11 protein-coding genes are annotated in these 14,002 nt (G+C 60.2%); 3 read left to right on the forward strand and 8 right to left on the reverse strand.

The window, feature by feature from the left end:
- From H8K11_16780 to H8K11_16805, 6 genes are all read right to left on the reverse strand, one after another.
- Positions 1 to 1,054 (reverse strand): response regulator (locus tag H8K11_16780; GenBank protein MCS6265408.1); only part of this gene is annotated, 1,054 nt, incomplete at its 3' end.
- The gene (locus tag H8K11_16785) at positions 1,051 to 4,683 is read right to left on the reverse strand and encodes a PAS domain S-box protein (protein MCS6265409.1); all 3,633 of its coding nucleotides are present in this window, start codon (positions 4,681 to 4,683) and stop codon (positions 1,051 to 1,053) included. The genes H8K11_16780 and H8K11_16785, both read right to left, overlap by 4 nt.
- Positions 4,684 to 4,688: 5 nt before the next feature.
- The gene (locus H8K11_16790) at positions 4,689 to 5,837 is read right to left on the reverse strand and encodes an FIST C-terminal domain-containing protein (protein ID MCS6265410.1); all 1,149 of its coding nucleotides are present in this window, start codon (positions 5,835 to 5,837) and stop codon (positions 4,689 to 4,691) included.
- Between the two features lie 14 nt (positions 5,838 to 5,851).
- The gene (locus H8K11_16795) at positions 5,852 to 7,603 is read right to left on the reverse strand and encodes a PAS domain S-box protein (GenBank protein MCS6265411.1); all 1,752 of its coding nucleotides are present in this window, start codon (positions 7,601 to 7,603) and stop codon (positions 5,852 to 5,854) included.
- A gap of 193 nt (positions 7,604 to 7,796) precedes the next feature.
- Positions 7,797 to 8,495, reverse strand: a complete 699-nt coding sequence (locus tag H8K11_16800) for a hypothetical protein (GenBank protein MCS6265412.1) — start codon at positions 8,493 to 8,495, stop codon at positions 7,797 to 7,799.
- Complete coding sequence (locus H8K11_16805; GenBank protein MCS6265413.1) at positions 8,492 to 9,523, reverse strand: hypothetical protein; 1,032 nt, start codon at positions 9,521 to 9,523, stop codon at positions 8,492 to 8,494. The genes H8K11_16800 and H8K11_16805 overlap by 4 nt, the downstream gene beginning before the upstream one ends.
- A 255-nt stretch (positions 9,524 to 9,778) precedes the next feature.
- Between H8K11_16805 and folD the strand changes: the two genes are divergently transcribed.
- The 3 genes from folD to panB all read left to right on the forward strand — a co-directional run bounded on the left by folD (position 9,779) and on the right by panB (position 12,490).
- A complete protein-coding gene (folD, locus tag H8K11_16810; GenBank protein ID MCS6265414.1) occupies positions 9,779 to 10,639 on the forward strand; it encodes a bifunctional methylenetetrahydrofolate dehydrogenase/methenyltetrahydrofolate cyclohydrolase FolD in 861 nt (286 codons plus the stop codon).
- A 172-nt stretch (positions 10,640 to 10,811) separates the two neighbouring features.
- A complete protein-coding gene (locus H8K11_16815) occupies positions 10,812 to 11,702 on the forward strand; it encodes a methylenetetrahydrofolate reductase (protein ID MCS6265415.1) in 891 nt (296 codons plus the stop codon).
- Positions 11,702 to 12,490: a 3-methyl-2-oxobutanoate hydroxymethyltransferase gene (panB, locus tag H8K11_16820; GenBank protein MCS6265416.1), complete on the forward strand. Its 789-nt coding sequence runs from the start codon at positions 11,702 to 11,704 to the stop codon at positions 12,488 to 12,490. The genes H8K11_16815 and panB overlap by 1 nt, the downstream gene beginning before the upstream one ends.
- A 142-nt stretch (positions 12,491 to 12,632) precedes the next feature.
- On the opposite strand, the gene H8K11_16825 is transcribed toward panB, so the two are convergent.
- Positions 12,633 to 13,172: a DUF309 domain-containing protein gene (locus tag H8K11_16825; protein MCS6265417.1), complete on the reverse strand. Its 540-nt coding sequence runs from the start codon at positions 13,170 to 13,172 to the stop codon at positions 12,633 to 12,635.
- Positions 13,159 to 13,977: a symmetrical bis(5'-nucleosyl)-tetraphosphatase gene (locus H8K11_16830; GenBank protein MCS6265418.1), complete on the reverse strand. Its 819-nt coding sequence runs from the start codon at positions 13,975 to 13,977 to the stop codon at positions 13,159 to 13,161. The genes H8K11_16825 and H8K11_16830 overlap by 14 nt, the downstream gene beginning before the upstream one ends.
- Between the last annotated feature and the right edge of the window lie 25 nt (positions 13,978 to 14,002).

Below are 14,002 nucleotides of genomic sequence, written 5' to 3' on the forward strand. Positions count from 1 at the left end.
CACAGAGGAGATCTGTCCGCACGGCGTGCTTGCTTTCCGCATATAGTACGTTGTCCGAGACGGAAAATCGGATAAGCATCACCCGTTCCTGCTGCGTCGACGGTTCCCCATATCTGGTCGCAGGAAACTCAAGGCCTTGTTCGGGTAGTCGTTGATCGAGTTCCACCAGGACGGAGACCGAACCGTGCTCACTGAACTTGATGGCGTTCGCAAGCAAATTGCTGAGGATCTGTTGCAGCCTTGCCGGGTCGCCGCACAGGCTGCCGGGCACGTCCTCGGCGATCCGTGAAGTCAGCAACAAACCTTTCCGTTGTGCTCGTTCTCCAAAGAGGGCCAGAATACGGTCTAGAAATGTGGGCAAGTCGAAGTCCAGCAATTCAAGCGACAGTTTCCCGGATTCGATTTTGGAGAAGTCCAGAATGTCGTTGATGATGACCATCAAGGCATCGCCCGATGAACGGATCGTCTGAGCGCAGTCAAGCTGTTCGGCGGTAAGGGGCGTGTCCAGCAACCAATCGGTCATGCCCAGGACGCCGTTCATGGGGGTACGGATTTCGTGACTCATGGTGGCGAGAAATTCGGATTTGAGTCGGGCGCCCTCAATCGCGGCATCGCGGGCTTGCGTGAGCGTGGCCTGGCTCTCCCGAAGTTCCTGGAGCACCTGGTCGGCGCGCACCATATAACGAATCCTGTGGGTCAGCAGCATCGCATTCAGTGGTTTGACGATAAAATCGGTCGCGCCGGCATCGTAGGCCTTCGTAATCGATTCAAAATCGTCCAGTCCGGTCATGATAAGAATGGGGGTATGTTCGCCGCCAGGCAGCCGGCGTAATGCCGCGCAGGTGGCGAACCCGTCCATCCCGGGCATCATGACGTCCAGCAGCACCACGTCCGGCGGACACTTCTGGAAAAGTTCGCAGGTTTCAATTCCGTTTTGAGCCTCCTCGACGACCCACCCGGCTTGCTCCAGCGCCTCCCGGGCGAACATACGGATGATGATATCGTCGTCCGTAATCAGTGCATAGGGTGCTCGTCCTGGTGTCAGCGGGTTCATGTCTGCTTCTCCTTGGCGATCTCATTTCGAAAGACGGTACAAGCGGCGCGATAGTCGGATTCCAACTGGGCAAACATCTGGTCGGCATCGACGAGATGTTTTCTGTTCCCCATGGTTTCGAGCTCTTTGCAGCAGGCGGCCACCGCAATGGCGCCGAGTTGCGCGCTGCTAGATTTGAGGCGATGCGCGATTGCTTCCAGGGCCATCGGGTCGTTGGCGCGGATGGCGTCACGTAGTGCGTCCACGCTTTCTCGCGAATTGTCGAGATACTTGCGAAGCACGGAGGCCAGCACGTCCGGCCGGTTGGGACGTTGCAACGCACGGATGCCCTCCAGGGCCTTGAGGTCCATGCCTGGCGATGCAGTTGGGGGGTCCGCTGCCGGCTCAGTCGTGGGTTGAGGGGGCACGGATTGAGTTCCGGGAGCTGTCGCGTTCGGCTGTGCGGCCTGCGCGGGAGGCTCATGGTGACTCAGCCATTTACGGACGATTCCCTGCAACTGCATCTGGGTGAATGGTTTGCTCAGATAATCGTCCATGCCGGCGGCGAGGCAGTGTTCGCGGTCTCCCTGCATGGCATGCGCCGTCAAGGCAATGATGGGTAGTCGACGCCGACCGGAGACTGTTTCGCGACGGCGAATTTCTCCGGTGGCCGTGAGCCCGTCCATTTCAGGCATCTGGCAGTCCATCAGCACGATGTCGAACTGGTTGCGTTCGGCGGCCGTGATGGCCTGCCGGCCGTTTTCCGCCACCTCGACTTCATAGCCCAGTTGCTCCAACATGCCGACGGCCACTTCGCGATTGACGGGACTGTCTTCGGCCAGCAGAATGCGCCCGCTCTGTTTGGGGCTCGGTGCTGCTGCTCCCGCTTCAGTTACCTGGGGGCAGGGAATGTCGCTCGTTTGTCTGGGCGAGACGAGGGGATCTGCCCATTGCGCATACGGCGCGAGCTTCGTTGAGAGTCCGGATCCCAGGGGTTGCAGATCGAAGCGGGTCGTAAACGCGAAGGTCGAGCCGCTTCCCGGTGTGCTTTCCACGGTGATGGTCCCACCCATGAGGCCGACCAGCTGCTTGGCAATAGAGAGGCCCAGTCCGGTCCCGCCGTATCGTCGGGTAGTCGACCCGTCCGCCTGAGAGAAGGCGTCGAAGATGCGTGATTTGGCGGCCGGCGGAATGCCGATGCCGGTGTCGGTCACGGCGAAGCGCAGCAGGGCCTGGGTGGTGGTTCCTTCTACATACTCGGCGTTCAACGAGACGCCCCCAGTTTCGGTGAATTTCATCGCGTTGCTCAGCAGATTCATGAGGATCTGGCGGAACCGAACCGGGTCGCCCTTGAGGTAGCGCGGGACCGCGTCGGCGATGTGTTGAGAAAGGCGAAGCTGTTTCCGGCGGGCCGCTTCACCGAACAACTCGATCGATTCCTCGAGCACCGGGAGCAGGTCGAAGTCGACGCATTCCAAATCGAGTTTCCCGGCTTCGATTTTTGAAAAGTCCAGAATGTCGTTGATGATGGCCAGCAGCGTTCTTCCGGATCGATGCACGGTCGATGCGAGATGGCGTTGTTTGTCCGTCAGCGCACTGTTGAGCAGCAGTTCGGTTGTGCCCAATACTCCGTTCATGGGAGTGCGGATTTCGTGACTCATATTGGCCAGAAACTCGCTCTTCGCTTTGCTGGCGGCCTCTGCGGCTTCCTTCGCGGCACGGAGCTCCTGCTCAGCCTGTTTACGGTCGGTGGTATCGATGTGGATGCCGACCATGCGCGCGGTTACGCCATAAACATCTCGAATCAGACTGCCGCGAGACAGGATCCATCGATAAGAGCCGTCTCGATGTCGAAGACGATGTTCAAGTTCGAACTGGGATCGTTGGCCATCCAGACAGGTCTGGATGGTTTCCTGCACGAATGGTTGGTCGTCAGGATGGATCCGCGTCCGCCACTCGTCGAAGTTATTGGGGAGCGTGGTGTCGTCATAGCCGAGCTGGTTCTTCCATTGCGGAGAGAAATAGATCACGCCTGTGGTGAGGTTCCAGTCCCAGATCCCGATGTGCGAGCCCTGCACGGTCATCGTCAACCGTGCTTCGCTCGTGCGCAAGGCCTCTTCCGCCTCTTTTCGTTCTGAAATATCCACCACGAAGGCGGTGAAGGTATAGGCATTCTCGATACGGAGCGGGGTAATGGCCAGCTCGACCGGGAACTCTGTGCCGTCGCGTCGCAGCGCCGTGATCTCGATTCGTTTGTTCAAGATCGGGCCGTCACCGGTCTTGAGGAACTGCTCAAGCCCGCGTTGGTGGGCCTCGCGGTGCGCATGCGGAATGATGGTGTCTGTCATCGCACGGCCGAGGGCCTCCTGGCGGGTCCAGCCGAAGATCTGCTCGGCCTGCGTATTCCAGCCGATGATAAGGCCTCGCTCGTCCATCCCAATCACCGCGCTTAGTGCGGTGTCGATGATCAATCTCGTCCGGCCTTCGCTCTTGCGCAGCGCTCCTTCTGCGTGAAGACGTTCGACGGCTTCGAGCGCCAGGGATACCAGAGAGGCGATCGCATGGCCGAACTGCTGTTCCTCCAGCATCCAGGGGCGGGGTGGGCCGATATGCTCGTTGCAGAGCACCCCGACGAGTTTGCCATTAAAGCGAATTGGAATGTCCAGCATGGCGCCGATTCCGAGGGGCTCGAGATAGCTGGCGGTGAACTCACGGGTGCGAGGGTCGCATCTGGCATCCGAGGCATCGATCACGCGCTCGGAAAGAAGTTCCCGGAAGTATTCGGGAAAGTCGGCCGATTGGAGCTCAGTTCCCGAGGAGTGGCTGTTCTTCGACGATTCATAGAGATCCTTGCATCGGATTGAGTCGTGGCCTTCACTCAAGATCCAGATGCTGGTTCGGCTCACTCCGAGGGTCATCGCCGTCGCGCGGGTAATTTCCTGCAACGCCGGTTCCAGAACGCCGCTCTGAATGATGCTGTTGCGTGTCAGCTCAAGGAGGGTGCTCTGTTGTCGCCGAAGCAAACTCTCCGTATGACGACGGATGTCCTCCGCCTGTTTGCGGTCCGTAATGTCGCGAAACACGAGCACGGCTCCAGCCGAGCGGTTCTCCTGGACGATTGGTGCCAAGACACACGACACCGGAAACGAGCGCCCGGTGGTCGAGGTCAGCAGCCCGTCATCGGTCCGGAACGAGCCTCCCTGGGCAGTATCATCCAGCAGAATCTGGGTGAAGATCGGTTCCGTAAGCTTCGTGCCGTAGGACAAGGAGATCATGTCGTGTAGCCGGCGACCGACGACCTCTTTTTCGGTCAGACCCCACAGCCGTTCGCCCTCGGGATTCAGCAGCACGATGTTCCAGTGCCCATCGACGACGCAGAGCCCGTCTCCGATGGAGCGGAGGACCGTCTGCAATTTGTCCCGTTCCACGGCGAGCTGGCTTTCGGACGTGCGGCGGAGTTGCTCGTTCAACTCCTGCATTTCGCGCGACGACAGGGCGATGGAGCGCTCCAGCAGTTCGCGTCCCTGATCCGACTCCAGGTAACTCTGGCTGACCCGTTCGAGGAGCTGTTGCCAGCACTCGAGCGAGGACGGCGCGGTTGCATCGTCCAGCCCCAGGCGGTTCAGCTGTCGTTTGAGCAACGGATGCATAGATCTTAGTGCTCGGTAATGGTCGTGAGCGTCATGGTTTGGTTATGCAGATCGCAGGCGCCGCTCTTGTAGGGCGAGATTTCGCCATAGGAGTAAAAGCCGATTTGCTGGCTGCCTTTCGGCAGAATCTCTAGTGTGGCTTCGATTTCCTCTTCGGTCCGCTCGCCAAGCACCAGGCGCCGGCCGACACAGCTGATGGCGATGGAGAGCGTCGGCGAATCGGAGTGTGAACCGTTGTGGTGATCGAACGTGAGCGTGGCGGCTTCGGATGCGCCCTGAATCAGCCGATCGAAATTCGCGCGCATCAGCTGCGCGAAGACCCCTTCGGGAATGTCTCCGGCAAACGTCATGGATTGGGTGGCTTCGTCCACGGCCAGAATGGTGCGGACCAGGACTTTTCCCTCCGCTTGGGAGGTTCTGATTGCGAGAGGGAACAGGAGTCCAGTGGCGGGCAAGCCGGTGGCGCGATCTCCCAGATACTCTTTGTAGAGTTGCAGTGCGGGACGGCCGTCTAGCTCGTAGAGAATGTTGCCGGTGGATTTGGTGACCAGCCGTTCCGGGCCGAATTTATCCCAGCCACCCTTTGAGCCATGTCCGAGCCGGACGTGGTCGCCATAAAATCCGACGGCCGTCACGTAGCCGCTTTGGGGCGTGCGATCTTTCAATACCCATGTTCGTTTGAAGTGAGTCCCATCGCCCGCCAGCCCGCCCGTGACGACAACAGCCTCTCCCAGCGTGTCATTCAGCCCTTTCACGAGTTCGCTGCCATTGACATTGAGGCCGTCGGAGAGGACCAGGACGCCTCGGAGCGAGGGTTGTTTGAGCTGTGTGGCGATTGCGCGTCCGGCGGCGTACGAATCGTTTGGGGAGTGTACTGCTGCGTGGGCCGTGCGGATCGGGGTGTGGTCGAAGCGCACGGCGGCGACGGCTATGCTGTCATCGGAAATTTCGCCTCCGTGAATTTCGCCTGCCGTCGAACAGCCCATCACGTGACTCCGGGGACAGGCGTCGACCACTTCGCGGATGCGATGGGGAGCGTCGATCAAGTCAGGAGCCCCGAAGAGCAGGACGAGGGTTCCTTCCGAATCCAATGCGGAGAGCGACGCCGGAGAGAAGGAGTCGCCGGATTTGATCGAGGATGTAGTGACATGCATGGGGGGATCTCCTTCTAGTTGCCCGGTTTCTGCCGTGTGGCCGTCGTGAGGGTGGTCTCATCGGAGCGGTGCGGCTGCGACGCCGTATCGGATGAGCTGTTCCTGTCAAGGGAGAGCGTGAACCAGAAGGTCGTGCCTTGTCCGGGTGTGCTGGTGAGGCCGAGTCGTCCACCCATCATGCCGACCAGTTGCTTCACGATGGCGAGCCCGAGTCCGGTTCCGCCGTATTTTCTCGTCATCGATCCGTCCGCCTGCGAGAAGGAATCGAAAATCTTTTCCTGAGCATGCAGCGGAATGCCGATGCCCGTATCGGTTACCTCAATGCGGACCTCTCTCGGATCACCGTCGTCCGGGCGCACGGAGACCGCCACATTTCCCCTCTCGGTGAATTTGAGGGCGTTGCCGACCAGGTTGGTCAGAATCTGGCGGAGCCGGTGCGGATCGCCGTGGACCATGTCGGGAATGTCCGGTGCAATGGTGACGCTCAGCGCCAGTCCCTTTTTTTGAGCCTGCTCGTGATAGAGCCCGATGGTTTCGGTGAGTAGCTGGCGGAGACCGAAGGGGATGTATTCCAAGACCAGGCGGCCGGCTTCGATCTTGGAGAAATCCAGAATGTCATTGATGATGTGCAACAGATTGGTGCCCGAATTGTGCACGGTGTCGGCGTATCGGCGTTGTTTGTCGTTCAGCGGGGTCGTCAGGAGGAGTTCGGTCATCCCGAGGACGCCGTTCATGGGGGTTCGAATTTCATGGCTCATGTTGGCCAGGAATTGGGACTTGGCCAGGCTGGCAGTCTCGGCGGCCTCCTTCGCGCGACGGAGGCGTTCTTCCTGCTGCTTTCGCTCGGAAATGTCCTGCACGAAGATGGTGAACTGCTGCGTCCCACCGACGGCCAGACAGCTCATGGCGATTTCCACGGGAAAACTTCTCCCCTGAGAAGTGTGGCCCAGCATTTCACTGCGCCGGTTGAGAATGGCTCCGGGGACTAACCCCGTGTACGGTGTAAGGGGGGCGGATCCGGTTGCGGGGGCTGAGGCGGATACGTAGGTGGTCAGGGGCTTTCCGATCGCCTCGGTTCGCGGGACGTCAAACATCAACTCAGCCTGGGTGTTCCATCCGTTGATGGTCCCCGTGGCATCCGTCGTGATGACGGCGTCGAGGGCGGTTTCGATGATCATGCGAGTTCTGGCCTCGCTTTCCCGGACCTCGTCTTGTGCGAGTTCATTGACCCGCCAGAAGTAGAGCAGAGCCGCACATTGGGCGAGGATGAAACCGCCATGGATCAAGGCCCAGGTCCAGGGGTGTGTTTGCCCGCCCGTATGGCCGTACACCATGTCGGGCATGAGCGTGCCCACCACTCCGTGATCGAGGATGATAAATTGGAGCCCGACGAGAAACGGAAGCCAATCCTGGTACAACACAATCACAGACATCATCACGAAGAAATGAAAGTGCAGTTCGGTTTGGCCCCCAGCGAGGTGAACGAGGAGGGCCGAGGCGGTCATCAGTCCGCAGGTGGCAATGGCAGACTGGAGGCGACGGCAGACAACCGATAGCCGTGCGGCGACGGCGATACCTGCGAGCAGCGCTCCCCCTCCGAGATAGAGGCTGGGACTTGCTCCCATGTAGGCACCGAACATCGGCACTCCCGGCACGTGGAGCCAGAGGATCGAAAGAATGCCCCGGTGACGGGAGTTCCAGGCCGGTTCGGCCAGAGCCTCTCCCTTCGGCAGGCCTGCCAGAAGATCCATAAACAAAGAGCCCATGAGTTTCAGTCAGTTGTGGCGATTCGCCTGACCGCGCTCCGTTGCGCAGTCGTAGGTCTTGACACGCCTGTATCGGCAGAAATCAACCGAAACTAAAGAGAAAATAGGTGCAGGAAAGGTGCAGGAATCAACAGGAGAGGCCGGCTATAGGCATGCCGGGCAGTGACGGATGCAAGCCTAATGAGACGGGGGATTAGTGATGGTGATGACGGCATTCCGGACTATGGACATGGGTCGGCTCCTGGGGGGGCGGGGTCAGTTGCCCCGGGAGCACGATCCGTCCGGCTTCGTGCTGTTTGGTCAAATGCTCGGCGATTTCGGGGTGGAATGTTTTCACGTACCCGATCATGCCGTTCAGGAAGCGGCGTGATTGAAAGTCCTGGCCGGAAAATTCTGTCAGAATCGCGACTGCGCGATCGAGAATTTCCGGAGCTGATCCGGCATCGCTGACCTGTTGGGGCTGTTGTTTGACGAACGTGTCGTATTCCTTCTTGAGTCGTTCCGCAAACACCGGCATCGGGGCCGACGGCACATGAAGGGGGCTCAAGGTCCGACGAAGGGCTTGGATGGCGGCAAAGACTTCGGCATCCTGGCCGTCTCGCCGGTCGTGGAAATAGCCGAAGGTGACGACCTCGATGAGGTTGAACAGCGCGGCCGCCTTTTCGCCTCCCGCCACACTCAGTTGCCGGTAGAGCTCCCGCCGGACCGGGGCGAACTGCTCGCCCAGCCGCTTCTGCTGATAGTCGCTCCCGGTGTCGAGATAGTCGCAGTCGGGAGGACAGGAGATTCTCGTCAGTCGATGTTCCCCGCAGCATTGGCTGCAGATCAAACCGGTGAGGGCGGGACAGGAACGTTTGCCCTTGCGTTGCTTGCAGTAGACACATCGGCTCATTTGCGAGGAGATCCTTCCTTGTCGGATTTCTTGGGTTCGACGAATCCATAGTCCGCCAGTGTGCGTTTGGCCCGATCACCCGATGCAGCCGTCGGCGATTCGAGGCCGTTGACCTCGGCGGCATTGGAGTCTTGGTAGGGGACGAGAATCAGGTGGTTGACTCGGTCGATTCCCACATCAGATGGGCCCGGCAGGTATTCCGCGATCACCTGGAACTTCCCGTTCGGGAGCATGCGCCAGATCTTGCCCTTCGTCCCATCCGAGACATACATGCTACCCCACCGGTCGAAATCCACGCCGCTGAGATTCTGGAACCGGGCGGTAAAAAATCCGTTCGACGCCAGTTCTGTGAGCGCACCTTCCGGGGTGATGTCGAAGATCTTTCCGGAATCATAACTGACCACCACCACATGTCCGGTCTTGGGATGCACGGCGACTCCGGAGGGGCCGGCCAGGTGCGCACCGGAGACATACAACGACAGCGTCAATGTCGGCGCTAGATCCACGCGATAGATCGCGTTGCCGCCCTGGTCGGCCAGGTAGAGATGGCCTTGGCCATCGGAGGCCACATCGGTGAGGGACTGGGCGGCGCCGCCGGCTGCGGGGCGTGGGAGCGCCAGCGTGGCGAGAGGTTTCCCCGTCGTCTTGTCGAAGGCGCGCAGGGTATCCAGATCGGTCACATAGAGGACGTCATCAACGACCACCATGCCCTTGGGAGCATGGAGCGTGACGTCGCCGCGGCCGCCCTCAATAAACTTGAAGGCGGTGATCCGGCCGTCGTCGCTCAGCTTGGTGATGAATCCATTGTTATCCCGGGCATCGGTTTCCCCGTTGATGTTGGAAATAAAATAGGACCTGGTCGCCGGGTCGGCCAGAAAGCTATGCGGAGACTCCAGTCCGCTCACTTGGAGAGCCCAGGCCCAGGGGTGATGGAGCAGGACGCCAATGACCAGGGCGAGCGCCGGGCCGAGACCGCGGCGGCGCAGTCGCCGTGTGAATCTGTTGTGGCGGATGGTCGTGGAAATCATCAACGAAGGTGTCGCACAGAGGATTCTGTAGATGCATCGTAGCCAAGGGCCTCGGAGACTGTCAAGGAAGCCGCAGGTCGGTGCAAGGGGAACGACTGCTCGCGGAGTGGCGACGACAGGAGAGAAGCGGTGAAATATGGCCTCCCCACGGGGCGTTGTCGGTGGTCTACGCGGAGCCGCCAGCGTTGACTTGTTGAAAAATTGCCTGCTATGGTGCCGACACTTTTTGATTCTATTCAGGCCAGGGAGGATATCGTGGCAGCTCGAATTATCGATGGAAAAGCGTTGGCACAGCAAGTCCGGGAACGACTGGCTGTAGAGTCGGCCGCGGTGCTGGCCAAAACAGGAGTCAAGCCTGGACTGGCGACGATTTTGGTGGGAGACGATCCTGCGTCGCACGTGTACGTCAGGAATAAACAGAAGGCCTGCGAATTGGCAGGGATCTATGTGGACGATCACAAATTGCCGGCTAGCACGACGCAAGCAGAGCTGCTGGCATTGATCGAAAAGAAGAACGCCGATCCGAAGATTCACGGCATCCTGGTCCAGCTGCCGCTGCCCAAGCACATCGAGAGCCGCGTGGTACTGGAGGCGGTCTCGCCGAATAAGGATGCCGACGGGTTTCACCCCTACAACTTCGGACGGTTGGTCGAAGGCAACCCGGTCTTCGAAGCCTGTACGCCGAAGGGGGTCATCAAGATGATCGAATCGACCGGCGTGTCGATCGAAGGCAAGCGCGCCGTGGTCGTCGGACGGAGCAATATCGTCGGCAAACCGTTGGCGCTGATGTTGCTCCAACGCAATGCCACCGTTACGATTTGCCATTCGAAGACGAAGGACCTTGCGGCGGTCTGCCGTGAGGCCGATCTGCTGTTGGTGGCGATCGGGAAAGCCAAGTTCGTGACGGCGGATATGGTGCGAGAGGGTGCGGTCGTGATCGACGTGGGCACCAACAAGCTGCCGGACGGCAAGCTCTGCGGCGACGTGGATTTCGAGCCGGTCAGCCACAAGGCCGGGTGGATCAGCCCGGTTCCCGGCGGAGTCGGGCCGATGACGATTGCGATGTTGCTCGACAATACGGTTGAATCTGCTAAGAGAATGGCAGGGATGAAATAGGGTTGATCGAGAGGCTGTTGGCTCATTTGCTCGCCGGTGAGCGCCCACGTGATGCCCGGCATCCCTCGCATCGCATCACGCGCGGCCCCGGAAGGCCCTCGTTGGGCCAGCGGCTTGTCCGTTGCGACCGTGGAGAAGGGCAGGTAAGGATCGAGATGCATAGGAGACTCGCATGAGCCGAGAGCCGCGGCGACTCAAAGACGTATTGGCCCAGGGACAATTTGCCGTGACGGTGGAGTATAACCCGCCGAAGGGCACGAACCTGACCCATGTGGTGGAAAGTGCCAAGGCGCTCGTCGGACGCGTGCATGGGGTGAACGTCACCGACAACACGGCCGCGATCGTGCGTGCCGGGTCCTTGCCGGTCTGCCGTGTGTTGTATGAGTTGGGGCATGACCCGGTGATGCAGCTGACCTGTCGGGACCGTAATCGGATCGCGATGCAATCCGATCTCATGGGGGCGCACATTCTGGGCATCCGGAACATCCTCTGTCTGACCGGAGACTATCCCACCGTAGGCGACCATAAAGAAGCCAAGCCGGTGTACGACCTGGATTCTGTTCAGGTCATGCAGCTGGTCACGGGATTGAATAACGGGAAGGACTATGCGGGCAACAAGCTCGACGGGTCCACCGCTTTTACGATCGGCGGGGCCGTGACTCCCGAAGCCGATCCGCTCGGCCCGATGTTGGTCAAGTTCGAGGTCAAAGTGCGGGCGGGCGCGGAGTTCTTTCAAACCCAGGCGATTTATCAGCCGGAGCAGTTCAAGAAATTCATGGAGGCGGTGCGTCCCTTCAAGGTCAAGGTGCTGGCCGGAATTCTGTTGCTCCGTAGCGCGAAGATGGCAGAATTCATGAACGCCAACATTCCCGGCGTCTGTGTGCCGCAGGACATGATCGACGAAATGCGCGCGGCGGGGGACAAGCGGGCCCTCGATGCCGGTGTTGAGATTGCCGTGCGCACCATCAAAGCCGTGCGGCCGTACTGCGACGGAGTGCACATCATGGCGATCAAGTCGACGGAGCGGCTGCCGGAAATTCTTACGAAAGCAGAGCTCGGGTGATGACCGTCCCGGACTTGCAGAAGTGCAAGCGCGACAGACGGAAGATCACGGTCGTCACCGCGTACGACGCGTTGTTTGCGCGCATCGTCGAAGAGGCGGGCATCGACGTGATCCTGGTGGGCGATTCCCTGGGGGTGGTGGTACAGGGCAAGTCCAACACCCTCTCAGTCACGATGGAGGAGATGCTGTACCATACCAAACTGGTGGCCGGAGCGACTCAGCGGTCGTTGGTCATCGGCGATATGCCGTTCCTGTCCTACCAGGTCAGCCAGGAGGAGGCACTTCGAAACGCCGGCCGGTTCATTCAGGCCGGAGCCCATGCCGTGAAGCTGGAAGGGGGAGCTGCGGTTGCGGACCGTGTGTCGGCGATCGTGAAAATTGGTGTCCCGGTGATGGGGCACCTCGGGATGACGCCGCAATCGGTTCATCAGTACGGCGGGTATAAGGTTCAGGGAAAGGGCAAGGATCGGGCGCAGCAACTGCTTGAAGACGCGCAGGCGTTGGAAGCGGCCGGGGCCATAGGGATCGTGCTGGAAGCGATTCCCGCGGGGTTGGCCAAGACCGTGACGGAGGCACTCACGATTCCGACGATCGGCATCGGGGCCGGCCCGCATTGCGATGGTCAGGTGCTGGTGTTGTACGACCTGCTGGGTCTCTTCGATGAGTTTGTGCCGAAGTTCGTCAAACCCTACGCGCATCTCAAGGTCGATGCTCTGCAGGCTCTCCGCCGGTACAAGGATGAGGTTGAGCAGGGCACCTTCCCGTCCGATTCTGAAAGTTATCACTAGCCGGTTGCCGCTTCCCCCAACTTCGATCCCGGCTGGAATCAATCCTTACCGTTGCCAGCAGCGACGATGCGGCTTACTTCTCGACGCGGACCTGCTTGAACCATCGAAGGTGTTCCTGGCCCTACCAGGAGCGATGGATTGCTCAGGGGGCCTTGTTCACTGATGGCCCGTTGCCACAGTGCTCCAATCGAATACGCACGGCTGGCCGGCTGGTGTCCCCCATCCACATTGTGACGTCATCGGCGAATGTGACGGTATCAAGCCCCATGTAGGAGGCGGGACTGTTCTGCAGGCGCAGGAGCCCGCTATGGGCAAGCTTGCGCACGGCTGCCTCATTGCCGAGCGCGCGTTTGAGATGGGCGGCGGCGAGTTGAATGAGGGCTTGGAAGTAGTTGCCCGCCGTCGTTCTGCGTCCGCACGCGTGCCACAACCCCTCCAACACTTCGTGCGATTCCCACCAGTACCCGAAGTTATAGAGATCGACCGCATACAAATAGTCTTCTGAATTCGACCATTGGTGCGGTTCAAACGGGCGCGGGCGTGGCTCCGGCTCTGCGAAGGAATGCCCCAGTGGATCGCGGCGTGGATGTGGAGTCAGGCCCGGGAGGAATCGGTAGGTCGGCAGCGCCCTGCTATTGTAGCGGGGCCAATCGACCGTGAGCGGGTGCTCATTTGTCTCCACGTGTCTCCTCGCAACGCACTTGGAAGACCTTCCGGTCCTCCAGTCGTACGGCGGTGAGTTGCCGCCCATAGACGCAGCCGCTGTCCAGGGCACACAGATTCGGTGTGAGATGCAGGCCCATTGCCGCCCAATGCCCGAACACAATTGTGGCGGTCGCACTTCGTCGGTTCGGGACATCGAACCAGGGGCGAAATCCCTGGGGTGTGAGTTTCGGCGGGCCGGAGAAGGTCGATTCCATGATACTGTCGTCGGAGCAGGTTCTGATTCGGGTCAACACTTTGATGATGGTGGCAAGGCGCACCGGGCCTTTCAGATCGGAGTGCCATTGCAGAGAGCCGCTGGGGTGAAGGGCGCGAAGCGTTGCGCTGGATTGTTCTCCCCGCAGTGCCGTTTCTGCCTCCATGGCGAATTGCTGGGCCTCCTCGATCGTCCAGTGCGGCAAGAGCCCCGCATGGACCAGTACATAGGAGCCCTCCCGATAGAGCAACGGCTGCTGTCTGAGCCAGGCCGTGAGTTCGCCGCAGTCCTGGGCATCGAGGATTTGGGTCAACGTATCGTCGCGCCGAAGGGGTGTCAGGCCGGTCGCCACGGCAAGCAGGAACAGATCGTGATTGCCGAGCACGGTGACCGCAGCCGGCCCGAGGTCCCGGATATAGCGAAGGACACCAAGCGAGTCCGGCCCGCGATTGACGAGATCCCCCACGAACCAGAGACGGTCCTGTGCCGGATTGAATCCGACCGTCTTGGTGAGCTGTCTGAGCGAGGCAAAGCAGCCTTGTACATCGCCGATTGCATAGGTAGCCATGAGTGCGTGCAGACTAGCGCGGACG

Source organism: Nitrospira sp., from assembly GCA_024998565.1.
In the GTDB taxonomy this organism is placed as follows: domain Bacteria; phylum Nitrospirota; class Nitrospiria; order Nitrospirales; family Nitrospiraceae; genus Nitrospira_A.